The organism is Salinibacterium sp. 10G20-15 (assembly GCF_057365065.1).
Genome location: NZ_CP195118.1, coordinates 1950263 through 1975868, shown reverse-complemented (window position 1 = coordinate 1975868; position 25606 = coordinate 1950263). Strand labels below are relative to the sequence as shown.

Sequence of the window (25606 nt, the reverse complement as noted above, 5' to 3'; positions counted from 1 at the left end):
GGCCGACTAGGACGCCGCAGCGGTGACCGGAACCGGTGTTTCCGCGACGATGCGCTCGATCACATCAGCGATCGAATGCCCCGTGAGAACAGTGGATGCCTGAGCCGAATGCCGCGCCGGAATCATCCGGTGTGCCAGCACCGTCACGGCAAGCGCGTCGATGTCATCGGGCAAGACGAAGTCTCGGCCATCGATCGCGGCGCGTGCCTTCGCGGCCCGGACCAGGTGAAGCGTGGCTCGCGGACTCGCTCCCAACCGCACTTCGGGGTCACGCCGCGTCGCCTGCGCAATCGCCACCGCATACTCCTCAACCGCCGTGCTCACGAAGACGCGGCGCACCGTCGCGATGAGCTCGCGCAACTGGTCAACGGAGACGACGGGAGTGAGCGCATCGAGTGGACTCGACAGCTCACGCGAACGCAGCATCTCGAGCTCGGCGGCGGCATCCGGGTAGCCCATCGAAATACGGGCCATAAATCGGTCGCGCTGGGCTTCGGGCAGCGGGTAGGTGCCCTCCATCTCGATGGGGTTCTGCGTCGCGACCACGATGAACGGTGATTCCAAGGTGTAGGTGGCACCGTCGACCGTCACGCTGGATTCCGCCATGCACTCGAGCAATGCAGATTGAGTCTTGGGGCTCGCGCGGTTGATCTCATCGCCGATGAGGATGTTCGCGAAAACGGGACCCTTCTTGAACTCGAACTCGCGAGTGTTCTGGTTGTAGACCGAGACACCGGTGATGTCGGCGGGCAGCAAATCGGGAGTGAATTGCACGCGAGAGACCGTGCTGTCGACCGTGCGGGCCAGTGCCCGCGCCAGCATCGTCTTGCCGACGCCGGGAACATCTTCGATGAGCAAATGTCCCTCGGCAAGAAGCACCGTGAGCGCCAGTCGCACTGCTTCGGTCTTACCGTCGATCACCGTTGACACACTGCGAATAATCGCATCACAGCGATCGTGGAACACGTCATCGGGTAGAGACCCGGAGCTAGGGACATCCATGGAGTGAGTCTTACACCCGTCGTGCACTACGGCAATTGCTTTCGCTTGCGAAGCTCTTCTTCGAGGGACCGGATCTTCTCTTGGCGCTCGAAATATTCGATCTCGGCGTCGAGCTTAGCGAGCTCGGCTTCTGTTGAGCTGGTGTTGTTCGTTGCGAGGTCTGCACGACGTTCGGGTGCGCCAAACGACGAGAAAGTTGGTGCAGCCGAGTTGTATTCGCGACCAATCGCGAACCACAAAATGCTGCCGATGAAGGGCATGATGATCACGATAAACAACCATGTGATCTTGCCTAGATTCTTGATGCGAGATTCATCAATCAGGATGACGTCGATCAGAACAGCGATCAGTAGCGCGAAGTACGCGAACGAAATGAGAAGCCCCATCCCATTATCGTAGAGGCAAAATCACCGACAGTCGAGTATTATTCCTCTTTGAGGGTACTCTCATCGTGAGCTTCAGCGAAGCCTGCCATCCACGCCTCTTTCGTGCCGAGACTAAACATGTCTTCGGGGCCGCTGCGCACAAGAGACCGGGCGCCGGGAGCATCGAGATCAGCGACGTGGCTGCCGAGTCCGCGCAGCACCGCAACGGGTAATCCCCCGGCCTTGCCCTTGACCAAATCCGTCGCGGCGGCAACTTCGTCGGCGAGTGCCGTGACGCTCACCGCGAGCGGGCGGCCCGAAGCATCCGCGGTTCCTCGCAGATCATCAAGCACGTGAATGCCGGCGGCGCCGATAGCGATGTCGGCCTGCCCCTTGCGCCACGGCCGCCCCACGGTGTCGGTAATCACGAGGCCGATAGTCACGCCGAACCGCTGCCGCAGACCAGCACACAGCGTGCGCGCGGTCGCGTCGGGGTCGAGCGGCAAAAGCAGAACAATGCCGTCGGGAGTGTTGCTGGAATCAACACCGGCCGCTGCCATCACGAGACCGAGTCGGTTCTCGACGATGCGCGTCACGCCATTGGGGTGCTCGCGCGACGCGACGATGCGCACGGTTTCATCGGTAATCGCTTGTTCGCGATCTGCCGCTTCGACCGAGCGGCCCTCGGCCTTGCTCACAATCTTGGAGGTCACGGTGAGGATGTCGCCATCAAGCAGTCCGCCCGCACTGACATCGCCAGACTCTGCCACCAGGGCGTCCGCAATCACTTCGACGAGATCGTCTCCGGACACTATTTCGGGGATGCCGGGCACGGCCCAGGCGCTCATTCTCACGCTTCTAGTCTGGGGCATCATTCGTGCGCTCTCCTACTTGCGCAGTGCGGGAAGCACGGCGCGGCCAAAGACATCCAAGAATTCCCGCTGATTGCGACCCACGTTGTGCAGGTAGATGCGATCAAACCCGGCGTCGAGGTAGCTCTGAATGTAGGCACGGTGCACGTCGGGATCGGCGCTTACGGGCATCCGCCCCTCGAAGTCCTCTGGTCGCACCATGCGGGCAAGCTGTTCAAGCTCGAACGGCGAGCGGATGTCGTTCTTGGCGAACCGCAGTCCGCCGTTCGGCCATTCGGTGAGCGCGTTGCGCATGGCCTGCTCATCTGTTTCGGCCCAGCTCAAGTGCAGCCGCAGCACGCGGCTCTGGCTTTCTCGGCTGCGCCCTGCCTCGCGGGCACCTTCGGCGAAGCGCGCAAGCAACATATCGATCTTCTCGAGCGGTGCCGCTTCGGTGATGAGGCCGTCGACGGTCTTTCCGGCGCGCTTCGCCGCGACCGGGCCGGCTGTCGCAACCAAGATTTCGGGGGCGACTTCGGGCATTGTCCAGAGTCGCGTCGACTCGAGGCGGTAGAACTGGCCTTCGTGGCGAACGTCTTTGTTCGCGAGCCCCGAGGCGAAGAGCTTTTTGATGATCTCGACGGCTTCGAACATCCGGTTGATGCGTTCGGGGGCTTCGGGCCAATACTGACCGACGATGTGTTCGTTGATCGCTTCGCCACTGCCGAGCCCTAACCAGTGACGGCCCGGGTTCATGGCGGCAAGGGTGGCGGAGGCCTGGGCGACCATCGCGGGATGCCAGCGGAACGTCGGCGCGGTAACGCCCGTACCGAGATCGCCCGTCGTGGTTTCGCCGAGACCGCTCAGCACGTTCCACACGAACGATGCTTGCCCCTGCTGTGGCACCCACGGCTGATAGTGGTCGGCGGCCATGACCCCGCGAAAGCCCCGCGTTTCTGCATGCTGCGCAAAGCCCATCACCTCGCGCGGGTGAAACCGTTCGAGCATGGCGGCATAGCCGATATGGGGGGCAGCAACAGTCACGGGCATCCGTCTATTGTGGCGGTTATGGTGCCCCAAGTGGGCCCACCATTCGCGCAACCGTTGAGTTGGCACGCTCGCGGGCGGATAATGGCGGTCTACTCAATGAGGAGTCAGCATGAAGCTCGGCGCGTTTTCTGTCAGTCTCACCGTGAAATACCGTGCTGCGTCCTTTGAGCTCCACAAGCGACGAAACCTCGAGCGACCGATCGACCAGGTCCTGATCGACCAGCGACGCTAGCCCGCCGATGCACGTCATTCTCATCCCCGGATTCTGGCTCGACGGAGACTCGTGGGCTCCGGTAACCCGCGCTCTTCGAGATGCTGGCCACACCGCGCATCCGCTCACCCTCCCTGGCTTGCGACGCCGTGACACCAACCGCGCGACGGTAACCCTGGCCGACCACATCGCGGCGGTGGTCGCGGTGGTTGACGCCCTCACTCATGTCGAGGCCGACGGCAGCGAGAACGGAAACGACGACGAAGACGAGCGACCGACGCCCCGCATTGCCCTCGTTGCCCATAGCGGCGGTGGCCCCATTGCCCACGCGGTAGCGGATGCCCGGCCCACGTGCTTGGCCAGAATCGTGCACGTCGACACCGTGCCACTGCCGAACGGCATGCCCATCAACACCGAACTGCCGACCGTTGACGGTGAGATCCCACTGCCTGACTGGAGCATCTTCGACGATGAAGACCTCGTTGACCTGACCGACGAACTGCGCACGTGGTTTCAAGAAATTGCGATCCCCCAGCCAGCACTGATCGCAACCACCCCGCAATCGCTCTCCACGCCGGCGCGCTTCAGCGTGCCCGCCACCGTAATCTGTTGCGAGTTCCCTTCCGAGCAAGTGCGAGAGTGGATGAGCGAGGGTGCACCCTTCGCGACCGAACTCGCTCAGCTCACCGACCTCGAACTCGTAGACCTCCCCACCGGGCACTGGCCGCAGTTCACGAAACCGGCTGAGCTCTCGGAGGCCATCATCACGGCTTTGCATCGCACCTAAATCGGGTCTTGCCGTCAGCGACTGCCCGCCTTACACTGAGCAAACGCCAACTATTGAAAGGAGCCTCGCGTGTTTGTTTTCACCATTACGAAGAACCCCACGACCGCCGGCTCCGTCGGCACCCTCACCGCCTAACCGGTTAGCGCTCTCCGCTCACCGGTTCTGACGGTGGCGGCGCTCACGGAGCACACGACCCAACTCGATCATCGCGAGACTGCGACGACTGACGAGTCTGCACCCCCTTCATGGGTGCGTTCGCCTCTCGATGGTCTTCCCTTCTTCAGCGACTCGCGATCACTGTGGGATGCCGTTGGGTCGCCACCTGAAACAGCGCAATTGTGCGCACCTTCCGCATCCACTTTTTTCACGAAAGACACCTCATGAACGCAACTCTGGCGGCTCCGAAAGACCGCCGTGACCATCCGCCCGAACCTCGTCCCGTCGACGAGCCGCGCCCTGCGGCAGCACGTCGTGTGGGAGTCATCGACCGTCTTGCTCTGCATCTCGGCGTCGCTCTCATCACGTGGAGCCGCCGGCCGCACCGCGCTCGACTGCTCGCGTCGGCTGAACTGCGGGCTCAACACCAGCTCCGCCGCGAGCGTGTGGCGCTGGCCCGTGCTCGCACTGAGCAGAAATATCCGCGGCTCATCATCCGATGAGAACCACGTATTCGACCGTCGCCGCAGCTCTCCGGCGGCGGTCGTTTCGTTGTCAGCGAACTTTGAGCAAAACGACTTGGCACTCTCGGGGCGAGAGTGCTAATTTTTGATTGTTGAGTCACGGTGACTCAACTTTGAGAAAGGGGTTTCCCATGACACTGTCATTTGATCCTTTTGCCGAACTCGACAGGCTCACCTCCGCTGCCCAGTCCCGCGTCGGCACCCAGCCCATGCCCGTGGATCTCTACCGCCAGGCTGACGAGTACGTTCTCACCGCCGACCTTCCGGGCGTCGATCCCGGCTCCGTTGACGTTGACGTTGACGGTCAGCTCCTCACCATTCGCGCCGAGCGCACCGCTGGCGAGCGCGAAGGAGCCAAATGGCTCTCGCAGGAGCGCCGCTACGGTTCCTACCTTCGCCAGTTCAGCATCGGTGCGGGCATCGACCGCGACAACATCAGTGCCAGCTACGACAACGGTGTACTCAGCGTGATCATCCCAGTGTCGGAGAAGGCAAAACCTCGCAAGATCGAGGTCAGCACTAACTCCGCCAACCAGGCTCGATCGACCGAGAAAGTCGCTGTCACGAGCTAGACGGCATGCTGTAGCCGGCGGAGTTGATTGCCGGCACAACAACGATGGGCGGATGCTTCACGCATCCGCCCATCGTCAATTAAACCGTGTGCGCGTCTCGCGCCCTAGGCCCTACAACGCCCGCAGTCGCGGAGCGATATCGCGCTCGAAAAGTTCGAGGAAGCGACGCTGGTCGCCACCGGGCGCGTGGAATACGAGGTGGTTGAGGCCGGCCTCCACGTATGGTCGAATCGCTTCGACGATCTTGTCGGGGTCGTTGCCCACGATCCACCGCGACGCGATCTGTTCGATCGGCAGAGCGTCAGCGGCACGCTCCATCTCGATGGGGTCGGTGATGTCGTGCTTTTGCTCTTTGGAGAGCGCAAGCGGAGCCCAGAAACGGGTGTTTTCGAGCGCGAGCTCAGCATCGGTGTCGTACGAGAGCTTGATCTCGATCATCCGGTCGATGTCTTCGAACTTGCGATCGACCTTGGCTGCACCCTCCTTCACGCCGGGGATCAGCGCGTCGTTGTAGAGCTCCATGCCCTTGCCCGACGTGCAAATGAAACCGTCACCGGCACGGCCGGCGTAGCGTGCCACCATGGGGCCACCGGCGGCGATGTAGATCGGGATGGGCTGGTCGGGGCGGTCATAAATGCTCGCACCGTGAGTGGAGTAGTACTCTCCCTCGAACGACACGCGGTCTGAGGTCCACAGTTCGCGCATGAGGCGAACCGATTCACGCAAGCGAGCGAAGCGTTCCTTGAACTCGGGCCAGTCTTGCTCACCGGCACCGCGGAATCCGGTGGCGATCTCGTTGAGTGCCTCGCCCGTTCCCACCCCGAGCATGATGCGCCCCGGGTACAGGCACCCCATCGTGGCGAAGGCCTGAGCGAGCACGGCGGGGTTGTAACGGAAAGTCGGAGTCATCACGCTCGTGCCGATACGGATCGTGCTCGTGCGCTCACCGACCGCTGCCATCCAGCTCAGCGAGAACGGCGCATGACCGCCCTCGTGACGCCACGGCTGGAAGTGGTCGCTGACCGCAACACTCTCCATGCCGTGAGCTTCGGCCGCCACCGCAATCTCTACGAGTTCACGCGGGGCAAATTGTTCGGCTGACGCTTTGTATCCGAGAGTGAGAGTCATAGACCCATTGTGCCGGTGTTAGTCGCGCGGCGCTTGCAAAAACTCAGAAACCACCCGAGGAACATACGGCGCAACATCTCCGCCGAGCGCCGCAACCTGGCGAACGAGCGAGCTGGAGACGTGCGCGTGCGCGGGATTCGGCAGCATAAAGATGGTTTCGACGGCCGCGAGGTCACGGTTGACGATCGCCATAGGCGTTTCGTAGGCGACATCCACTTGAGACCGGATGCCCTTCACGATGACGCTCGCACCAACCTCGGTGCAGTAGTCGACGAGCAACCCCATGCTCCAACTCGTGATGCGGATGTTGCCGGCAAGCCGGGCATCCGCCACCGCCTGCTCGATGAGTGAGACGCGCTGGGCTATAGGCAGAAGCGCCGTCTTGCCGGGGTTGTGCACGACAAGAACGTGCACTTCGTCAAAGGTTTTTGCTGCCCGCTCAATCACGTCCAGGTGGCCCAGGGTGACAGGGTCAAAGGACCCGGGAACGACAGCGATCCGACTCATGCTTCAACGATAGTGGCTGAGCCCGTTCCCCTACGTGGGAGTTCGCTGTGCGGGGAACTTGTTTTACCGAAGTTCGCTTTCGGTGAGCTAGTTCTTACCCAAGAAGGCTTCGGCGCTCTCATCAAGGCGACGCTTCAATGCATCGGCAAGCGCCGGATGCTCAGCAAGAGTCGGGTCGGCGACGAGAACACTCTGCGCCGCCTCGCGAGCCTCCGTGATCAGTTGCCCATCGTTGGCCACGCGCAGCAGCTTGAGGCTCGAACGCCCGCCCGACTGCACTCCGCCGAGCACATCACCTTCACGACGCAGCTCCAAGTCTTTGTTCGCGAGTTCGAAACCATCGAGAGTGGATGCCACAGCCTCGACACGCTCGCGAGCCAACGACTCCCCCTCGGCTGCTGTCACAAACAGGCACAGGCCGGGGACGCCACCACGGCCGACACGACCGCGCAGCTGGTGCAGTTGGGAAACCCCGAAGCGGTCAGCATCGAGAACGACCATCACGGAAGCGTTGGGCACGTCGACGCCCACCTCGATCACGGTCGTCGCGACGAGCACATCGATATCGCCGGCAGCAAACGAGCGCATGAGCTCGTCTTTCTCGTCGCTCGAGAGCTTGCCGTGCAGCGCCTCGATCCGCTTACCCGCGAGAACCTCGTTGTTGCGCAGCGACGCCAGCACTTCAGTGACGTTGGCGATGGGTCGCGGCGGTCCGGCATCCGGATCGTCGGTCGCTTGCGAAGCGGGCTCACTGCCGGGCTCTTCTGTCTTGGCATCAATCGCGGGGCACACGACGAAGCCCTGCCGCCCGATAGCCAGCTCTTCGGCCAACCGTTGCCAGACGCGTGACACCCAGCCGGGCTTCTCGGCCAGCGGCACGACGTGACTGCTGATCGGTTGACGACCGGCAGGCAACTCGGCGATGGATGAAATGTCGAGGTCACCGAAGACCGTCATCGCGACGGTGCGCGGGATCGGCGTTGCGGTAAGGACAAGAACGTGGGGCGGCGTGGCGCCCTTGAGCCGCAGAGCCTCGCGCTGGTCGACACCGAAGCGGTGCTGCTCGTCGACGACGACGAGACCGAGATCGACGAAGCTGACCGCATCGCCCAAGAGTGCGTGCGTACCGATAACGATGCGCGACGCACCCGAAACGGTCGCCAACAGGGCCTTCTTGCGTTCTGCCGTGGGCAATTGGCCGGTGATGAGGGTAGGGCGCAATTCGGCCGCGAGATCGGGACCCAGCGTTCGTACGATCGACCGAAAGTGTTGATGAGCGAGCACTTCGGTGGGTGCCAGCAACGCTGACTGGCCACCTGATTGCGCAACAGCCAACATCGCACGCAGCGCGACGAGCGTCTTACCGGAACCAACTTCACCCTGCACCAGGCGATTCATCGGCACAGGCTCGGCAAGGTCGTGGAAGATCTGCTCGCCGACGGACTGCTGGTCGCCCGTGAGCGTAAACGGCAACGCAGCATCGAAGCCTTCGAGCAGGGAGCCAGCGGTGCGTGCAACCGCCGCTGACTCCCGTTGCTTCTGGCGCTGCTGCACGAGAGCGGACTGCAGCACGAAAGCTTCGTGAAAGCGTAGGGTGTCGCGAGCGCTGCGCCAATCGGAGTCGACCTTGGGGCGGTGCACGAGCTCAAGCGCCTGCGAATACCGCAGTAGTTCGCGTTCGCGGCGCACGGCATCCGGAACCGGGTCTTCGAGCGGGCCAAGCGTGTCGAGCACGACCTCGACCGCTTTCTGAATCTGCCAACTCGCGACAGTGGAAGTTGCGGGGTAAATCGGGATCGGCTGCTCTGCCCACCCCTTAGCCTGCTCGGGCTTCTTCAACTCAAGAGCGTCGCGGTCGAAAAGTTCGTAATCGGGGTGCGCCAGTTGGCGCGTGCCACGGTATTGCCCGACCTTGCCGGCAAAGATTCCGCGAACGCCAGGAAGGAGCTCGTTGGCCCGCCACGCCTGATTGAAGAACGTGAGGGTCAGGATGCCCGTGCCATCGCTGATCGACACCTCAAGAATCGAACCGCGCTTGTTGCGCATGGGGCGATTACGCACCTCGCGCACCTCGGCCACGATCGTGACCGCTTCATCGAGCGGCAATTCGGCCAGAGCGGTGAGTTCACCGCGCCGCGCATACCGTCGCGGATAGTGCGTCATGAGGTCGCCCACAGTGAGTAAACCAAGGCCGCGCTGCATGGAAGTAGCAGTGCGCCCACCCAGCACAGCGCTGAGCTTTTGATCAAGGGGCGAGGTCACTCTAGAAGAGTACCGGTGACCACTGGCGTTCTTCAGACGGCTAGGCTCGAAAGGCCATGACACGCATAATCGCCGGCTACGCCGGCTCCCTTACGATTGCCGTTCCCAGCGCGGGCACGCGCCCCACGAGCGACCGCCTGCGCGAAGCGATCTTCTCCGCGCTTGAGGCTCGCGACGCCATCGACGGCGCCCGCGTGCTCGACCTCTATGCCGGTTCGGGAGCCCTGGGTCTCGAATCCGCCTCCCGCGGAGCACCGCACGTAACCCTAGTGGAGAAGAATCCGCGCGCCGCCGACACGTGCCGCAAGAACGCCACGCTCATCGCCGCGAAGGCTCCGCGCGGTTCAAGACCAATCATTCTCACCGCCGCTCGTGCCGTGCACACCTTTTTGGAGACATCCGGCGATCAGTGGGATCTCGTCTTTATCGACCCGCCGTATGAACTCGGCAATGCCGAACTCGACGATGCTCTCGCATTGCTCGCACCGCAGCTGAGCCCTGACGCCCTCGTGATCGTCGAACGCAGTTCACGCGACCCCGAGCCCGAGTGGCCCGCCGGTCTCGAACTCGACCGCCGCAAAGACTACGGCGACACCACGCTGTACTGGGTTCAGCCCAGCGAGGCCTAATTCGAACGAGCGCTACCCCGCCGCGCCATCCCACCCGGCATACGGGTCCCAGCCACCACGCTCGGTGTACGCAGCACCATCGACGAGAAGCCCTTCCCCCTCGACCACGCGACCGATCGCCCGAAAACCTGCCGGCAACGTTGCCCCCTCGGGGAACGTCGCCAACAGCGAGTGATCTTCGCCACCATCGAGTTGCACTCGACCACCCACCGCTTCGGATGACAGGTCGAGTCCCACTCCGCTAGCCGTCGCAATGCGGCGCGCATCAATCGCGAGCCCGTCGCTGAGGTCGAGCATTGACGTGGCTCCCCCAAGCGCGGCGGCTTTGCCGTCCGCGATGGGAGGCGCTGGCCTGAGTTGGGCGGCGATGGCGTCGGGATGCTGGGTCGCGAGTGTAGCCGCGGCGGCAGCATCCGGTTCCCCGTCAACGACACCTTCGGTGAACAGCAATCGGAGTCCTTCAGCCGCGAGACCCAGCGTGCCGGAAACAGCGATCACATCGCCGACGCGGGCCCCCGAGCGCAGTACGGGAGCGCGTCCCTCAAGATCGCCGAAAGCGGTGATGACAATCGTGAGCACGGTCGACACCGAAAGGTCGCCACCAATGACTCCGCTACCGGCGGCAAGCGACTCGCAGCCTTCGCGCAGTCCATCGGCAATCGCTTCAAGCGAGGAGACCGGGGTGTCATTGGGCGCAGCAATCGCGACGACCAGGCCGGTGGGCACCGCCCCCATCGCGGCGACATCTGAGAGGTTCGTGGCCGCCGCTTTCCAGCCGAGGTCGTACGGGCTCGACCACGCCATCCGAAAATCGGGGCCGTGGATCATCATGTCCGTTGTAATCACGACGCGCTTGTCAGGCGCCGCCAACACGGCAGCATCGTCGCCGGGGCCAATGAGCTCGCCGGCGGCAGAGGGCAGGCGCGGAAAAATGCGCTTCAGGGCAGCAAGTTCGCCCACGCCACCGAGAGTGTCAGGGGTCTCGCTCTCGCGGTCAATCGTCATGAACTCACGGTAGCCTGAAGGCGATGAGAACGACGACCCGCACTCCCCTGATCGCCCTGCTCGCGATGGTTCCTTTGCTGGCGACACTGGGCGGATGCGCGGCGATCGTGCCGCTTGAGCCCGGCGATGACGCCGGTAACCCCTCCTGCGCCGACGTCATTGTGCGGCTGCCCGATACTGTCGCGGGGCTCGACAAGCGCGAGACCAACGCTCAGGGCACGGGCGCGTGGGGCGAACCCGCCACCATCCTGCTGCGCTGCGGCGTTGCAGTACCCGCTCCTACGGCCGAACTTGCCTGCGTCACAGCCCCCGAAGACGGCATCGATTGGTTGCGCGACGATAGCGACGCCCCCAACTATGTCTTCACGTCGTACGGTCGCGATCCCGCGGTCCAGGTGATCGTCGACAGCGATGGTGACCCCGATATCGACGGCGACGAGGTCTCTGGCTTCGAGGCGCTCAGCGATGTCGCGGGAGCGGTCAGCCAGATTCCCGCCGAACGCTTCTGCGTCGCCCTCTCAGACACTCCTGCGCCGAGCGAGACAGAGTCGCCCGAGTCGCCCGAGTAGCCCGTTGGGCGCGATAGGCGCGATAGGCGCACAGCCTGCGGGGATCACACGTCTTCGCTAGAGCGAGCTAGCGAGCGGTTTCGAGCCCCAGCTCTATGAGTTCGTTGATCAGCTCGGGGTAACTCATTCCGCTCGCTGCCCAGCACTTGGGGAACATAGAAATCGGCGTGAAGCCCGGCAGCGTGTTGATCTCGTTCACCACGAACTCAGAGCCGTCGAAGAAGAAGTCAACGCGGGCAAGCCCTGCCCCGCCGATCGATTCGAAAGCACGGGCCGCCGTGCGCTGCATTTGCCAAAGTTCGCCATCGCGCAGCGGCGCGGGGCAGATGAGTTCCGCGGCGGCCACATCGAGATACTTCGCTTCAAAGTCATAGAAGTCGCGGCCGGTGACCACGATCTCACCCGCGACGCTCACCCGCGTCTGGCCGCCATTACGGCCCGCAAGCACTCCGCACTCGATCTCGCGCCCGGTCATCGCCTGTTCGACGAGCGCGGTGGAGTCTTCCGCAAAGGCGGCAGCGAAGGCAGCATCGAGTTCTTCGGGGCTGGAAACCTTAGTCACGCCCACTGAGGAACCTGCGCGCGCGGGCTTCACGAAGACAGGGAACCCGAGGCTGGAGGCGCGCTTGCGCCACACATCCGGAGTTCGCTGCCAGTCGAGCGCCGACACGGTCACCCACGGTGCAACGGCAACACCGGCGGCCTCGAGCGCGAGCTTCGTGAAGTGCTTATTCATGCCCATGGCAGAGGCGAGTACGCCGTTGCCGACGTAGGGCAATCCCGAGAGCTCGATGAGGCCCTGAACGGTGCCGTCTTCGCCGAAGGGGCCGTGCAAGATGGGGAACACGATGTCGACGTCACCGAAGCTGCGAACGCTGCCGTCGGCCTCCACCACCGTCATTTCGCGGGAGGCAGCCGAGTCTGGCCAGCGTACTCGCGTGCCATTGTCAACGACCTCGGGCATCGCCTCCGGGTTGAGCAAGAAAGTCTCGGCGTGATCGGGCTGAAGCGTAAAGGCGCCGTCCCGCGTGATGCCGACGGGAATGACGGTGTACTTGTCACGGTCGATCGCCGAGAGAACTCCCCCGGCGGTCGCGCAACTGATGCTGTGCTCCGAAGAACGACCACCGAACAGCAACACCACCGTCACAGGACCACTCGCGGTTGGTGTGGGCTGAGTCGTCATCGTTTACTCCCCTTGAGGAAGGTCGTCAGTGGTGAGGTGCGGCGCGATATCCCGCGGGGCGAGCGTGCCTGCCAACACTTCAGCCACCTGGCTGGCGATCGGCATGTCTACGCCCTTCGAGAGCGCGAGTTCGAGAATGGGCGCGACCGAGGAGAGGCCTTCCGCTGTCTGGTTCATCTGCTTGATGACTTCAGAGAAGCTATAGCCCTGACCCAGCAGACGGCCGGCAGTGTTGTTACGCGAGAGCGATGACTCGCACGTCGCGATGAGGTCGCCAAGCCCGGCCAATCCGGCCAGCGTCTCAGCGCGAGCCCCAAAAGCGACCGAAAAGTCGGTCATTTCGGCGAGACCGCGCGTAATGATCGAGGCCTTGGTGTTCTCGCCGTAGCCGACCCCATCCACGATTCCGATGGCAACAGCGATGAGGTTTTTGAGCACTCCACCAAACTCGGTGCCGATGACATCGGTGTTCACAAAGGAGCGGAAGTAGCTGTTGCGTGCGGTGACGGCCACGGCGGTTGCCGTTTCAAGGCTCGCGCTGCTCATGACGGCAGCGGTCGGCTGCTCCTTGGCAATCTCGAGAGCCAAGTTGGGGCCGGATGCCACGGCCACCCGGTTGGGATCGACACCCAACTCTTGCAGAATCACTTCACTCATTCGCGCTCCGGTGCCCTTTTCAACACCCTTCATGAGCGAGACAATAATCGCGTCTTCCGGGATGAGTTCGCGAACGATGCGCAGGTTCTCGCGGAGCGATTGAGCCGGCACAGAGAGATACACCTGTTCGGCGCCATCCAGAACGTCATGCAGTTTGTCGCTGGCCCAGAGCGAGCGCGGCAGGTTGATACCGGGGAGGTAGTCGCTGTTGCGTTTGGACTGCGAGATTTCGCGAGCCAGTTCGGGGCGACGCGCCCACAGCGCAACGTTGTTGCCACCGTCGGCGAGAATCTTGGAGAACGTCGTTCCCCACGAGCCGGCGCCGAGAACGGCGACGCGGCGGGGACTTTCGGGTGTTTCGGCGTTGTCGTTGATCACGTTACTTGCTCTCGAATCGGCCGGTCTCGCTCTGACCATGCTCGGCGGGGTTGTAGCGCACAGCGGGGGCGCTCTCGTGTCGCAGTTCTTCGAGCAGCGACGTGATGGCAGTCATGAGCTTCTCCGTTGCTTCAGCGAGCACACGCGAATCCACATGCTTGCCTTCATACTCAGAAAGATCGAGGGGTTCACCGAAACGAATGTGAATTGTCTTACGAGGAAAAACACTAATACGTTTCGAGTATCGCGGCAGGATTTCTTGCGCACCCCAGCTCGCGGTGGGAATGAGCGGAATCCCTGCCTCAAGCGCGGTGCGCACGGCACCGTACTTGCCGCGCATCGGCCACATGTCTGGCTCGCGGGTCAGCGACCCTTCCGGATAGATCACTACGGCAAGGCCCTGGTCGGCAATCTGACGAGCGGCTTTCATGGGATCACCGCTCTGGCGTCCACGAGGTACACGCTCGACCGGCACTTGGCCTGACTTTTTGAGCAGCCAGCCCACCACGGGAACCTTGAATAGCGACGCTTTGGCCATGTAGCGCGGCATGCGCCCGATCTTCCACATACCTACACCAATCACCACGGGATCGATGTTGCTGTAATGATTGGGCGACATCACGAACGCGCCCTCTGCGGGCACGTGGTGAGCATCATGCAGCTTAAACCTCGCCAGCAGGGTCATGGTGGGAAGCAGCAGAAAAGCGAGCAACCGAAAGGCAGCCGTCTTCTCCGACTTCACTCGCTTGGGCTGCGGTGAGCGGGATGACACCGGCGGCTATCCCTCGTAAACGAAGTCAGCGCCCAGTGTTTCGAGCTTGTCAATGAAGTGCTCGTAGCCGCGCGCGATGATTCCGATGTTGCTTACTGTGGATTGCCCATCCGCGGTCAACGCTGCAATGAGGTGGCTGAAGCCACCGCGCAGGTCGGGGATCTCAACATCCGCACCGTGCAGTGCTGTCGGGCCGATGATGACAGCTGCCTGCTCAAGAGGACGGCGAGGAACGCGACGGCTCACCGACTCGATTCCCTCTTCGAACACCTCGATATCCGCGCCCATCTCCACAAGAGCAGAGGTGAAGCCTAGGCGGTTCTCGTATACCGTCTCGTGAACGACGGAACGCCCTTCAGCCTGAGTGAGCGCAACGATGAGCGGCTGCTGCCAGTCCGTCATGAAACCAGGGTGCACATCAGTTTCGATCACAACGGGCTTGAGCGCTCCACCGGGGTGCCAGAAGCGGATGCCGTCTTCAGCAATATCGAACGCGCCACCCACCTTGCGGAAGATGTTCAAGAAGGTCATGAGCTCTTGCTGCATGGCGCCCTCAACGAAGATATCTCCGCCGGTGGCCAGAGCAGCGGATGCCCAGCTCGCGGCCTCGTTGCGGTCGAAGAGTGCGCGGTGGTTGTAACCGCTGAGCTTCTCGACGCCCTCGATGAAGATGACACGGTTGGGCTCGACGTTGATGATCGCACCCATTTTTTGCAAGATCGCGATGAGATCCATGATCTCGGGCTCGATTGCTGCACCCTTGAGCTCGGTAACGCCCTGGGCGAGAACTGCCGTGAGCAGCACTTGCTCGGTCGCCCCCACGCTCGGGTAGGGCAGGTCGATGTTGGCACCATGGAGGCCATCGGGGGCCGTGAGACGAATACCCTCATAGCTCTTGTCGACGACGGCGCCGAACGCTCGCAGAGCATCCAAATGGAAGTCGATGGGACGGTCGCCAATACGGCAACCACCGAGGTCAGGGATCAGCGCTTCGCCGAGGCGGTGCAATAGTGGTCCACAGAACAGGATCGGGATGCGGCTCGAGCCGGCAAGGGCATCAATCTTGGCGAAGTGCGCCTTCAGTACGTTTTTGGGGTCGAGGGTGAGTTCGCCGTCACCGGTCTCGGTGACCGTTACGCCGTAGGCCTCAAGCATCCCGGTAACGACGCCGACATCGCTAATGGCCGGAACGTCCCGCAGAACGCTGGGGGTGTCAGCCAGAAGTGCTGCCACCATTGCCTTAGTGGCGAGGTTCTTCGCACCGCGAACGTTGATGCGTCCACGAAGGGGCTTTCCACCATTAATGACAATTTGGTTGGAATGCAGACCTGATCGCTTGGCCGCCGCTGTTGCGTCTTGAGCCAATGGATTCATCGTTACCTCTACTTCGCTGGCAAAGTCTTGGGTCGCCATGATTCGCGGCGGCTTTCAAACTCCGTGATGTCTGTTTCGTTTCTCAGGGTGAGGCCGATGTCATCGAGACCTTCGAGCAAACGCCACCTAGTGTAATCATCAATCTCGAATGTGAACTGTGCGGCCCCTGCTGTGACGGTGCGGGATTCAAGGTCAACGCTCACTTCAAGTTCAGGGTCGGCCTCGACGAGGGCCCAGAGCGACTCGATGTCTTCCTCAGAAAGCTGCGCGGCCAACAACCCTTGCTTGCCCGAGTTGCCGCGGAAGATGTCGCCGAAGCGTGAACTCAGCACCGCGTGGAAGCCGAAGTCGCGAAGCGCCCAGACGGCGTGCTCACGGCTGGAGCCGGTACCGAAGTCGGAGCCGGCGATGAGGATCTTGCCGTGGCTGTAAGGCTCGCGGTTCAGAATGAAGTCGGGGTCTTGACGCCAACCGAAGAAGAGCGCGTCGTCGAACCCGGTCTTGGTGACTCGCTTGAGGAACTCGGCGGGGATGATCTGGTCGGTGTCGACGTTACTGCGCTTGAGCGGAACAGCGATGCCACTGATGGTCGTAATCTTCTCCATTAGCGTGACTCCTCAGCGGTCGTAGCGGCGAGCGCCAGCTGTTCGGGCAGTGGGCTGTTCTCGAGGTCCCACGGGCTTGAAAGCGTTCCGCGGATGGCGGTGGCCGCGGCAACGAGCGGCGACACCAGATGGGTACGCCCTCCCTTGCCTTGGCGACCTTCGAAGTTGCGGTTACTGGTAGAGGCGCAACGCTCCCCCGGAGCCAGTTGGTCGGGGTTCATGCCGAGGCACATCGAGCACCCCGCGAATCGCCATTCGGCACCGAACTCTTCGACGATTTTGTCGAGGCCTTCGGCTTCTGCCTCGAGACGAACGCGTGCGGAGCCGGGAACGACCATAACGCGCACGTTGTCCGCCTTCTTGCGGCCTTTGATGATGGAGGTGAAGGCCCGGAGGTCTTCGATGCGGCTGTTGGTGCACGACCCCATGAAGACGGCATCCACTCGGATGTCTTTCATCGGCATGCCAGCATCGAGTGCCATGTATTCCAGAGCGCGCTCCGCCGCTGTGCGTTCCGTCGCGTCAGGGATTTCAGCAGGAACGGGAACGTTGTCGCTGAGAGACACGCCCTGGCCGGGGTTGGTACCCCAGGTGACGAAAGGCTCGAGCGTGTTGGCGTCGAGGAAGACTTCGGCATCGAAGACGGCATCCTCGTCGGTCGCGAGCGTGTTCCAGTATTCGACGGCGGCATCCCAGTCAGCACCCTCGGGGGCGTGCGGGCGGCCCTTGAGGTAGTCGTAGGTGATCTGGTCGGGCGCGATCATGCCGGCGCGGGCGCCTGCTTCGATCGACATGTTGCAGATCGTCATGCGACCCTCCATAGAGAGGGAGCGGATGGCGCTGCCGCGGAATTCGAGAACGTACCCCTGGCCTCCGCCGGTTCCGATCTGCGCGATGACCGCGAGGATGATGTCTTTCGCGGTGACACCGGGACGCAGTTCGCCCTCGACGGTGATTGCCATCGTCTTGAAGGCTTTGAGCGGAAGGGTCTGAGTGGCGAGCACGTGCTCGACTTCACTCGTGCCGATTCCGAACGCCATGGCCCCGAAAGCCCCGTGCGTGCTGGTGTGCGAGTCGCCGCACACGACGGTGATGCCGGGCATCGTCAGCCCGAGCTGCGGGCCAACAACGTGAACGATGCCCTGCTCGATGTCGCCGAGCGAGTGCAGGCGAACGCCGAATTCTTCTGCATTGTTACGCAGCGTCTGAATTTGGGTGCGGCTCGTGAGGTCGGCAATCGGCTTGTGGATAGCCAGCGTAGGAGTGTTGTGGTCCTCGGTCGCGATTGTCAGATCGGGGCGGCGAACTGGACGGCCGGCCATCCGCAGTCCGTCGAAGGCTTGAGGGCTCGTGACTTCGTGCACAAGGTGAAGGTCAATGTAGATAAGGTCGGGCGTGCCATCGGCACCCTTGACGACCAGATGGTCTTCCCACACTTTCTCTGCCAGGGTCTTGCCCATAGCGCACCTCTTTCGAATCAACGATCGCTCCACAAAAAACGCGGCTCAATCTCTCTAGTCTACGCCGCGCGCAAGGCGCTTTTGCGACTTCGAAGTCGGCTAGCGATAGTCGTTGTCGAGCACGACTGCCGCTGCAGGATCGTCGTCGAGATAGTGCACTTCGGCAGCGACATTCGCCGCGAGGGCCGCGGCTTTGTCAAAGGACTCCTCGTCGAAGGTGTGGTCGCCCAACGCCGTGTACGTTTCGCCGTCGACATCGAAGCTGAATTCGAGCCGCACGACTTGAACGGTGTGGCGGCCATCGCGGTGTGATTCCGCCACCGTATTGCCCGTGGGTACCGCTTCGGCAACGACGCCCTTGTCGAGAATCGTGACCCGGTCATCGTGGTTGCCGAGCGTCGCAAAACCGATGCCCGCAATGATGATCAACGGGATGACCAGAAACTTCACGAGGTTCCACACGGGGGTGCGGCGGGGCGGCTGGGGTGCCGCCGAAATGTCACTCATCAACTGCACTCTCTGTCATCGGCGTACACCGCAGAGCGGGACGGCGACGACCGTTCCTGACGGTCTAAGCAATGGTCAGATCATAAGCCACTGGGGAACAGGCGACAGCACCGAAGCCCAGCGGTATGCTGACCAGAGCGCACCACCCTCGTGCTACCACCACTTGCCATTTTGTTGTTTTGCCCACAAGGCCCACACGCAGGAGAAGTACATGATTACGCAAGCATCCACGACGCTCGAGGCCCCGGCCTCCGCTCTCGAAAACGCCGAATTCAGTCACGAGAGAGTTCTCGTTTCAACGGGCAAGCGCTCCGGCCTGATCATCAGCGTCGCAGTCCACTCGACCGTTCTCGGTCAGGCCCTCGGCGGCGCCCGAATGTGGAACTACCCACTCTGGACGGATGCCGTTGCAGACTCCCTGCGACTCTCTGCCGCGATGACGCTCAAGAACTCGGCCGCTGGCCTCAACCGCGGTGGCGGAAAGTCGGTCATCCATATTCCGATGGGTGTCACGCTGACGACCGAACAGAAGCGCGATGCGATGCTCGATCTGGGCGACGCCATCGAAAGCCTCAACGGCGCGTACATGACGGCAGAGGATGTCGGCACGAGCGCCGAACTCATGTCGGTGGTCGCGGAGCGCACCGAACACGTCTGTGGTCTCCCCGCCGATCAGGGTGGAGCCGGTGAACCCGCGGACGCGACTGCCGCTGGCGTTCACGCGAGCATCCTCGCCACCTGCGAAGCCCTCTTCGGTACGCGCGACCTTGCTGGTCGCCACCTCATCATTTCGGGCCTCGGCCAGGTCGGTGGCCGCCTCGCGCGTTCACTCACCGCCGCTGGCGCCGTGCTCACCGTCACCGACGTGAACCTCGACCGCAAACTGCTCGCCGCCGAGCTCGATGCCAACTGGGTTGACGTCGAAGAGGCCCACAGCGTGGTGGCCGACATCTTTGTTCCGTGTGGTCTGGGTGGCGTACTGAGCCCCCGCGTCATCCGCGAACTCAACGTCAGCGGTGTCGTGGGCGCGGCCAACAACCAGCTCGCGCAGCACGACGGCGCAGAAGCACTGGCCGAGCGCGGCATCCTCTGGGCTCCCGACTTCGTGGTCAACGGCGGCGGCGTGATCTACCTCGACATGGCGTCAGAACCCGATGCGGATGCCGACGCGATCGCGAAGCGCGTCGAAGCTATCGGTGACACGGTCACGACGATCTTCCGCGACGCTTCAGCCCAGGGCATCACCACCTTGGACGCGGCGGAGCGCCTCGCGCAGTCTCGCCTCGTCACCACGATCTAGGCGACGAGCGCTACCGGCGAGCTGCCTCTACTCACTGTCGACAGAGATAGCTTCACGCTTCTTGTCGCGGCTCATCTTGAGAAGGCTCGCGATCACGGCAACAGCCATTGCGACAAGAATCACGACGAGCGAGGTCCACGTACCAATTTCGGGCGCCCACAGCAGCGGCTCTCCCCCGTTGATGAAGGGCAACTCGTTGACGTGCATCGCGTGGAAGAACAACTTCACACCGATGAAGCCGAGCACGAAGGCAATGCCGTAGTGCAGGTACTCGAGCTTGTCGATGAGGTCGCCGAGCAGGAAGTACAGCTGGCGAAGCCCCATAAGCGCGAAGATGTTGGCCGTGAAGACGATGAAGGGGTCGGTCGTGATACCGAAGATCGCCGGGATCGAGTCGATCGCAAAGACAAGGTCGGTGATGCCGAGTGCAACGAACACGACAAGGATCGGCGTGAAGACCTTCTTGCCATCGATGACCGTGCGCACCTTGCCGCCGTCGAACGTCGGCGAAATGTTGATGCGCTTGCGCAGGAAACGGATGATTCCGCTCTCGGTTTCTTCCATGCTGTCGTGGTCTTCGAACACTTGGCGGATCGCCGTGTAGAGCAAGAACGCACCAAAGATGTAGAAGATGAAGCTGAAGTTCTCGATGAGCTGAGCGCCGAGAAGAATGAAGATTCCGCGCAATACGAGAGCAATCAGGATGCCCACCATCAGCACCTCTTGCTGGTACTTTCGCGGCACCGAGAAGCGCCCCATGATGATGACGAACACAAAGAGGTTGTCAATCGAGAGGCTGTACTCCGTGACCCAACCGGCAATGAATTGTCCGGCCTGCTCGACGTCGCCCAGTAAGAACATCATGAGCGCAAAGATCAGCGCGAGCGTGACGTAGAAGCCAACCCACAGCGCGGATTCTTTAGTGCTCGGGATGTGCGGGCGCTTGTACGCCATGATGAGGTCGGCTGCGAGGGTGATCAGCAGCACAGTCAGCGACGTGACTTCGAACCAGATAGGCAGAGTGGTCAAGAGAATCCATTCGAGGGTTTCGAGGCGTAGCAGGTCTCGAAAGTCTCTCCCGCATCCAGAAACCGAGTGGATGCCGCTGCCCCGGATCCACTACAGAGTGGTTCGTATTGACGAGGACAACGAGGTGGGATACTCCCCTTCGCCTGCCCATGATAGCCGACGTGCGCGCGGGCAACGCGGGAGAACTCCCAGTTTCAGACGTCGATGTTCGGTCAGTACTCGCTGTATAGTCAGCACATGCTGACCGTTGCTTCTCGCGTCGACGTCATGAACCGTTTAGGTCGCGCCATGGCTGACCCCACTCGGGCGCGCATCCTGCTCTCCTTGCTCGACAAGCCCGGCTATCCCGTACAGCTGGCCCACGCCCTTGAGCTCACGCGCAGTAACGTCTCTAACCACCTCACGTGCCTGCGCGGCTGCGGACTTGTCGTGGCAACGCCTGAAGGGCGGTCGACTCGCTACGAGATTTCGGACCCCCATCTTGCCCATGCTCTCAACGACGTCGTGAACGTGGTGCTCGCCGTTGATGACGGCACACCGTGCGCTGGCGATAACTGCAATGATCCGTTCTGCTGCACCCCGGCAACGGCAACGGAGGTGACCGCGTGAGCGAAGAATGCTGTGGAGTGGATGCCCCACGCACGCCCCGCGGCGCCGATTCCTCTGCGGCCGCTCCCGCCGACGGAGCCAGTGCTAGCCCCGCTGTCGCGGTGCACGATGACCTTGCACCGTGGTGGCACGACCGAGGACTCGCTCTGCCGGCGGCCTCGGGCGTTCTGCTTGCGGCATCCGTCATTGCCCTGTGGTCGGGCGGAGCGGAATGGATCGTTACCGCGCTGCAAGGTGTGAGTTTGCTCGCCGGCGCGGCAACGTTTGTGCCCGGCGCCGTACGCCGTCTCCTGCGCGGCTCGTTGGGCGTCGGCTTACTCATGACGATTGCGGCCGTGGGCGCAGTGCTCCTAGGTCACGTTGGCGAAGCGGCCGCCCTCGCTTTTCTGTTCTCGATCGCCGAGGCGCTCGAAGATCGCGCAATGGATCGTGCGCGCTCTGGCTTGCGCGCTCTTCTCTCCCTCATTCCTGACACGGCGCTGATCGAGCGCGACGGAAAACTGCTCACCCTGCCGGCTCGCGACATCGTGGTCGGCGATCTGCTCGTCGTGCGCGCGGGCGAACGCGTGGCGACGGATGGCGTGGTTACGAGCGGTCGCGGCAGCGTCGACACCTCCGCGGTAACGGGCGAATCACTCCCCGCCGCGGTCGACACCGGCGACACCGTTCTCGCCGGCTCCATCAATGGAGACGGTGCCCTCCGCATCCGCACTACGGCGAACGGCACCGACAACTCGCTCACGACGATCGTGCGCCTCGTGGAAGAAGCGAACGCGCGTAAGGGCGATCGTGCCCGCCTGGCCGACCGAATCGCGCGCCCCCTCGTGCCCATCGTGCTGGGGGTAGCTGCTGCGATAGTCGGCTTTGGTTTCCTCGTCGGTGACCCCGAGCTCTGGACCGAGCGTGCGCTCGTCGTGCTCGTGGCCGCATCGCCGTGCGCTCTCGCCATCGCCGTTCCCGTGACCGTCATCTCGGCCATTGGGTCGGCAAGCAAGCTCGGCATCATCGTGAAGTCGGGCGCCGCCTTTGAACGGATGGGCAGCATCCGCACGGTTGCTTTCGACAAGACCGGCACGCTCACCCAGAATCGCCCCAGCGTTGTTGCGGTCGAAACGCTGGCTACCGTGACCCGTGACGAGGTGCTCAGTATCGCCGCCGCGCTCGAAACTCACAGCACGCATCCGCTCGCCCATGCAGTACTCGCCGAGCGGCCTGTGCACGCCGAAGCCGAAAACGTTCGCGAAGATGCCGGTCGCGGAATATCGGGCACGCTCGACGGTGTTCCTGTGCGCGCCGGAAGCACCCGGTGGATGGATGCGGGCGAACTGTCGCCTGCCGCCGTGCGCCTGGCCGACGACGGCATGACGGTGATGGCGATCGAGCGCGAGGGCATCGTGATCGGGCTCCTCGGCATCCGCGACGAACTGCGACCCGAGGCTGCGGAAGCTGTTGAACAGTTGGCGAGCGCGGGCATCCGCACTCTCATGCTCACGGGAGACAACGAGCGCACGGCAGCAACGATCGCGCGCGACGCGGGCATCAGTGATGTGCGCGCCGAGCTGCTGCCCGCCGATAAAGCGAGTGCCATCTCCACCCTGACGAAAGACTCCCCCACGGCGATGATCGGCGACGGCATCAACGACGCCCCGGCTCTCGCGACGGCCGATGTGGGCATCGCAATGGGCGCTACCGGATCCGCTGCTGCAGTCGAGTCGGCGGATGTCGCTTTCACAGGCAGCGACCTACGCCTCATTCCGGTGGCGTTGCTTCATGCGCGGCGCGGGCGTCGCATTATGACGGGCAACATCGTGCTGTCGCTCGCGATCATTATTGGTCTTTTTCCGCTGGCGCTCACAGGTGTTCTTGGGTTGGCGGGAGTGGTGCTCGTGCACGAGCTCGCGGAGCTGGTCGTTATCCTGAACGGCCTCCGCGCGGCGAGGCTTTCCCGTAGCCTTGATTCACGCTCAGTACTGGGCGATCGCCGTCAACCCCAGCCCGTTCGGAGTCTCGTGTGAAGAAAGCCCTCCTGCCCACTTTTGCCGCGCTGGGGATTCTCGCGCTCGTTGCCGCCTTCGTGTTCGTGTACGTCACGGCCAAGAACGCGGACTCCGAGACCGCCAGCAGCACCGGTTCCCAGGAGCTCGCTTCCACTGTGGCCAGCGACTCGAACTACGTCGATAACGTCGGGCCGGACGCCGTGACGATCGTCGAGTTTCTCGACTTCGAGTGTGGCGCATGTGGCCAGTTCTACCCGTATGTCGAGGCGATGCGCGAGGTCTACGAGGGCGACATCAACTACGTCGTTCGCTACTTCCCGCTGCCCAGCCACCTCAACTCGATGGATGCCGCTATCGCCGCAGAAGCTGCCGCCCAGCAGGGTGAGTTCGAGGCCATGTACCAGCGACTCTTCGAAACTCAGGGCGACTGGGCCGGCGGCACTCCTCCGCAGACGGATGCCTTCCGCGCGCTGGCAGAAGAAATCGGCCTCGATATGGATGCCTATGATGCCGCCGTTGCCGACCCCGCCACTCAGGCGCGCGTCGAGGCCGACTTCGACGCCGGTGTTGAGCTGGGCGTCAACAGCACTCCCACCTTCTTCGTGAATGACGAATACATCGAGACGAGCCGTCTCGAGAATCTGCCAGAGGCTGTTGACGCCGCAGTCAAGGGCTAGGTGTACCAGCTCGGCTCGGGCACTTCGTTGAGCAGCACGTATTGACCAACTTCGCGCTTCTTATACGGCGCGGGGTCGTGCAGGCTGTGGGTGCGCAGGTTGCGCCAGTAGATATCGAGCCCCACTGAGCTGGCGGATGCTCGCGCGCCCGTCAGCTCGAACACCTTCGTCGCGATGTCCAAACCATCGTCACTGATACGCAGTTTTCCCGCTGCAATGCGCACCGCGATTTCGCCACGACGGCGTTCGCTGAGCTCGGTGCGCGGCGCGTGAAGCACGGCACTGATCTCGCTGCCGACCGCATCGAGCAGGGCCTCATCCGCCCAGAGTTTCGACTGCAGCTCGCCGTAGCCAGCCAAGATGTACCACTCCTCGCTCGCGTGAGCCTTGTTGTCGCCGCCGTAGGGCCAGGCGCGGCTCTTGGTGCGCGTGTACGAGGATGCTGCTTCGATCGCTCCCTGCGCGATGCCGAGATAGAAGTTCGCGAACACCAGTTGGATGGCGGGCACATTGAGCGTGCCGTAGGTGAGTGACTGGAACTCTTTGTTCACGAAGCCGAGGGCTGACGACCATCCGGTGCGTACGCCGTTGATTTGCACCGAGCCAGATTCGGTCAGGCGCTGGCCGAGGTTGTCCCAGTCTCCGTTGAACACGATTGCAGGCTGAGCTGTGGGCACGATAGCGAAGACGTGAGTGTCGGTTCCTTCGAGGATGCCCTCGAGCACGGTGAGGTCAGACACGACGCCTCCCGTAGAGAAGGACTTGTTGCCGGTGAAGACGATCTCGTCGCCTTCATCCGTGACCACGAGGTCAGAGTCGCGGGGGTTCACGGCGCCGCCGAAGAGGAAGTTGTTCTCCGTGTAGTGTTTCTCCACGGCAATGGCTTGCTCGTCCGTGGCGACAAGGCGTGCCGCCCACGCCCACAAATAGTGGTACCCGAGCAATTGCCCGATGGAGCCATCGCCCCGGGCAATGGTGCGGATCACTTTGTAGGTGGTGTCCCACGCCTGCCCACCACCGCCATGCTCAACCGGGCCGAGCAACGTAACGAGCCCCGAGTCTTTGAGAAGCGCAACCTCGGCGTGCGGGGGCTGGTTCGCGGCATCCCGCTCGACAGCGTCGGCCGCGAGGATGTCGGAGACTTCTTGAGCGCGTGCGAGCCACCCTTCTGGCGTTGTGGGGCGGGCGACATCAGCCCACCGGTTCTCGATCGCGGGACGGGCAATGGTGACATCAGACATAGCAATACTCCTTGAGGTGTAGACCCCGTTTTCTGAATGGGTGAACTACATCCTGTGCCTGATTCAACGCGATATGGAGTTTGTGTCGCCTTTTTTCGTACGGCTACCCGTTGTTACGCCGAGTGAATGGAAATGACACTCCCGTGAGCGCCCAACGGACTTCACCAACGCCGTCAATCACCCCCTGAACTGGGTG

Annotated in this window: 27 protein-coding genes; 10 read left to right on the top strand and 17 right to left on the bottom strand. The window is 62.7% G+C overall.

Annotated features, from left to right (window positions below):
• Nucleotides 1-6: 6 nt before the first annotated feature.
• The 4 genes from ACR3YK_RS09520 to ACR3YK_RS09505 are packed head-to-tail and all read right to left on the bottom strand — an operon-like array spanning nt 7 to nt 3268.
• Complete coding sequence (locus tag ACR3YK_RS09520; protein WP_486174650.1) at nt 7-1002, bottom strand: AAA family ATPase; 996 nt, start codon at nt 1000-1002, stop codon at nt 7-9.
• Nucleotides 1003-1028: 26 nt separating this feature from the next.
• On the bottom strand, nt 1029-1388 hold the full coding sequence (locus ACR3YK_RS09515) for a PLD nuclease N-terminal domain-containing protein (RefSeq protein WP_486174649.1): 360 nt from the start codon (nt 1386-1388) through the stop codon (nt 1029-1031).
• Between the two features lie 38 nt (nt 1389-1426).
• The gene (cofE, locus tag ACR3YK_RS09510; RefSeq protein ID WP_486174648.1) at nt 1427-2215 is read right to left on the bottom strand and encodes a coenzyme F420-0:L-glutamate ligase; all 789 of its coding nucleotides are present in this window, start codon (nt 2213-2215) and stop codon (nt 1427-1429) included.
• Nucleotides 2216-2254: 39 nt separating this feature from the next.
• Nucleotides 2255-3268 (bottom strand): TIGR03557 family F420-dependent LLM class oxidoreductase, encoded by a 1014-nt coding sequence (locus ACR3YK_RS09505; protein WP_486174647.1) that lies wholly within the window; start codon nt 3266-3268, stop codon nt 2255-2257.
• A gap of 109 nt (nt 3269-3377) precedes the next feature.
• Here ACR3YK_RS09505 and ACR3YK_RS09500 point away from each other — a divergent pair, with 109 nt between their 5' ends.
• From ACR3YK_RS09500 to ACR3YK_RS09485, 4 genes are all read left to right on the top strand, one after another.
• A complete protein-coding gene (locus ACR3YK_RS09500; protein WP_486174646.1) occupies nt 3378-3500 on the top strand; it encodes a hypothetical protein in 123 nt (40 codons plus the stop codon).
• A 7-nt stretch (nt 3501-3507) separates the two neighbouring features.
• Nucleotides 3508-4266, top strand: a complete 759-nt coding sequence (locus tag ACR3YK_RS09495) for an alpha/beta fold hydrolase (RefSeq protein ID WP_486174645.1) — start codon at nt 3508-3510, stop codon at nt 4264-4266.
• 380 nt (nt 4267-4646) lie between these two features.
• Nucleotides 4647-4925 carry a hypothetical protein gene (locus ACR3YK_RS09490; protein ID WP_486174644.1) on the top strand — a complete coding sequence of 93 codons (279 nt, stop codon included), beginning with the start codon at nt 4647-4649 and terminating at the stop codon, nt 4923-4925.
• A 152-nt stretch (nt 4926-5077) separates the two neighbouring features.
• Nucleotides 5078-5518, top strand: a complete 441-nt coding sequence (locus ACR3YK_RS09485; protein WP_486174643.1) for an Hsp20/alpha crystallin family protein — start codon at nt 5078-5080, stop codon at nt 5516-5518.
• Between the two features lie 111 nt (nt 5519-5629).
• Here the strand turns inward: ACR3YK_RS09485 and fgd are convergent, their stop codons facing one another.
• The 3 genes from fgd to ACR3YK_RS09470 form a co-directional block, all read right to left on the bottom strand.
• Nucleotides 5630-6646 carry a glucose-6-phosphate dehydrogenase (coenzyme-F420) gene (gene fgd / locus ACR3YK_RS09480; protein WP_486174642.1) on the bottom strand — a complete coding sequence of 339 codons (1017 nt, stop codon included), beginning with the start codon at nt 6644-6646 and terminating at the stop codon, nt 5630-5632.
• Nucleotides 6647-6664: 18 nt separating this feature from the next.
• Nucleotides 6665-7153 carry a pantetheine-phosphate adenylyltransferase gene (gene coaD / locus ACR3YK_RS09475; protein WP_486174641.1) on the bottom strand — a complete coding sequence of 163 codons (489 nt, stop codon included), beginning with the start codon at nt 7151-7153 and terminating at the stop codon, nt 6665-6667.
• A gap of 87 nt (nt 7154-7240) precedes the next feature.
• On the bottom strand, nt 7241-9355 hold the full coding sequence (locus ACR3YK_RS09470; protein ID WP_486176401.1) for an ATP-dependent DNA helicase RecG: 2115 nt from the start codon (nt 9353-9355) through the stop codon (nt 7241-7243).
• 116 nt (nt 9356-9471) lie between these two features.
• On the opposite strand from ACR3YK_RS09470, the gene rsmD reads away from it, so the two are divergent.
• The gene (gene rsmD / locus ACR3YK_RS09465; RefSeq protein ID WP_486174640.1) at nt 9472-10044 is read left to right on the top strand and encodes a 16S rRNA (guanine(966)-N(2))-methyltransferase RsmD; all 573 of its coding nucleotides are present in this window, start codon (nt 9472-9474) and stop codon (nt 10042-10044) included.
• Nucleotides 10045-10056: 12 nt separating this feature from the next.
• Here the strand turns inward: rsmD and thiL are convergent, their stop codons facing one another.
• Complete coding sequence (gene thiL, locus ACR3YK_RS09460; RefSeq protein WP_486174639.1) at nt 10057-11049, bottom strand: thiamine-phosphate kinase; 993 nt, start codon at nt 11047-11049, stop codon at nt 10057-10059.
• Between the two features lie 23 nt (nt 11050-11072).
• Here thiL and ACR3YK_RS09455 point away from each other — a divergent pair, with 23 nt between their 5' ends.
• A complete protein-coding gene (locus tag ACR3YK_RS09455) occupies nt 11073-11618 on the top strand; it encodes a DUF3515 family protein (RefSeq protein WP_486174638.1) in 546 nt (181 codons plus the stop codon).
• Nucleotides 11619-11685: 67 nt separating this feature from the next.
• On the opposite strand, the gene ACR3YK_RS09450 is transcribed toward ACR3YK_RS09455, so the two are convergent.
• The 7 genes from ACR3YK_RS09450 to ACR3YK_RS09420 form a co-directional block, all read right to left on the bottom strand.
• On the bottom strand, nt 11686-12804 hold the full coding sequence (locus ACR3YK_RS09450) for a D-alanine--D-alanine ligase family protein (protein ID WP_486174637.1): 1119 nt from the start codon (nt 12802-12804) through the stop codon (nt 11686-11688).
• A gap of 3 nt (nt 12805-12807) precedes the next feature.
• On the bottom strand, nt 12808-13839 hold the full coding sequence (locus ACR3YK_RS09445; RefSeq protein ID WP_486174636.1) for an NAD(P)H-dependent glycerol-3-phosphate dehydrogenase: 1032 nt from the start codon (nt 13837-13839) through the stop codon (nt 12808-12810).
• 1 nt (nt 13840) lies between these two features.
• A complete protein-coding gene (locus tag ACR3YK_RS09440) occupies nt 13841-14611 on the bottom strand; it encodes a lysophospholipid acyltransferase family protein (RefSeq protein WP_486174635.1) in 771 nt (256 codons plus the stop codon).
• A gap of 6 nt (nt 14612-14617) precedes the next feature.
• The gene (gene murA, locus ACR3YK_RS09435) at nt 14618-15985 is read right to left on the bottom strand and encodes a UDP-N-acetylglucosamine 1-carboxyvinyltransferase (RefSeq protein ID WP_486174634.1); all 1368 of its coding nucleotides are present in this window, start codon (nt 15983-15985) and stop codon (nt 14618-14620) included.
• A gap of 8 nt (nt 15986-15993) precedes the next feature.
• Nucleotides 15994-16590: a 3-isopropylmalate dehydratase small subunit gene (gene leuD / locus ACR3YK_RS09430; protein ID WP_486174633.1), complete on the bottom strand. Its 597-nt coding sequence runs from the start codon at nt 16588-16590 to the stop codon at nt 15994-15996.
• Nucleotides 16590-18050 carry a 3-isopropylmalate dehydratase large subunit gene (leuC, locus tag ACR3YK_RS09425; RefSeq protein WP_486174632.1) on the bottom strand — a complete coding sequence of 487 codons (1461 nt, stop codon included), beginning with the start codon at nt 18048-18050 and terminating at the stop codon, nt 16590-16592. The genes leuD and leuC overlap by 1 nt, the downstream gene beginning before the upstream one ends.
• Nucleotides 18051-18149: 99 nt before the next feature.
• The gene (locus ACR3YK_RS09420; RefSeq protein ID WP_486174631.1) at nt 18150-18557 is read right to left on the bottom strand and encodes a hypothetical protein; all 408 of its coding nucleotides are present in this window, start codon (nt 18555-18557) and stop codon (nt 18150-18152) included.
• Between the two features lie 211 nt (nt 18558-18768).
• On the opposite strand from ACR3YK_RS09420, the gene ACR3YK_RS09415 reads away from it, so the two are divergent.
• A complete protein-coding gene (locus ACR3YK_RS09415; RefSeq protein ID WP_486174630.1) occupies nt 18769-19857 on the top strand; it encodes a Glu/Leu/Phe/Val dehydrogenase family protein in 1089 nt (362 codons plus the stop codon).
• A gap of 27 nt (nt 19858-19884) precedes the next feature.
• Here the strand turns inward: ACR3YK_RS09415 and ACR3YK_RS09410 are convergent, their stop codons facing one another.
• Nucleotides 19885-20886: a TerC family protein gene (locus ACR3YK_RS09410; protein ID WP_486174629.1), complete on the bottom strand. Its 1002-nt coding sequence runs from the start codon at nt 20884-20886 to the stop codon at nt 19885-19887.
• A 237-nt stretch (nt 20887-21123) separates the two neighbouring features.
• Here ACR3YK_RS09410 and cmtR point away from each other — a divergent pair, with 237 nt between their 5' ends.
• The 3 genes from cmtR to ACR3YK_RS09395 are packed head-to-tail and all read left to right on the top strand — an operon-like array spanning nt 21124 to nt 24169.
• Nucleotides 21124-21495, top strand: coding sequence for a Cd(II)/Pb(II)-sensing metalloregulatory transcriptional regulator CmtR (gene cmtR / locus ACR3YK_RS09405; protein ID WP_486174628.1), 372 nt, complete (start codon nt 21124-21126; stop codon nt 21493-21495).
• Nucleotides 21492-23510, top strand: coding sequence for a heavy metal translocating P-type ATPase (locus ACR3YK_RS09400; protein ID WP_486174627.1), 2019 nt, complete (start codon nt 21492-21494; stop codon nt 23508-23510). The genes cmtR and ACR3YK_RS09400 overlap by 4 nt, the downstream gene beginning before the upstream one ends.
• On the top strand, nt 23507-24169 hold the full coding sequence (locus ACR3YK_RS09395; RefSeq protein ID WP_486174626.1) for a DsbA family protein: 663 nt from the start codon (nt 23507-23509) through the stop codon (nt 24167-24169). The genes ACR3YK_RS09400 and ACR3YK_RS09395 overlap by 4 nt, the downstream gene beginning before the upstream one ends.
• Here ACR3YK_RS09395 and ACR3YK_RS09390 read toward each other — a convergent pair.
• Nucleotides 24166-25410, bottom strand: coding sequence for an acyl-CoA dehydrogenase family protein (locus ACR3YK_RS09390; protein ID WP_486174625.1), 1245 nt, complete (start codon nt 25408-25410; stop codon nt 24166-24168). The genes ACR3YK_RS09395 and ACR3YK_RS09390 overlap by 4 nt on opposite strands.
• Nucleotides 25411-25606: the final 196 nt, after the last annotated feature.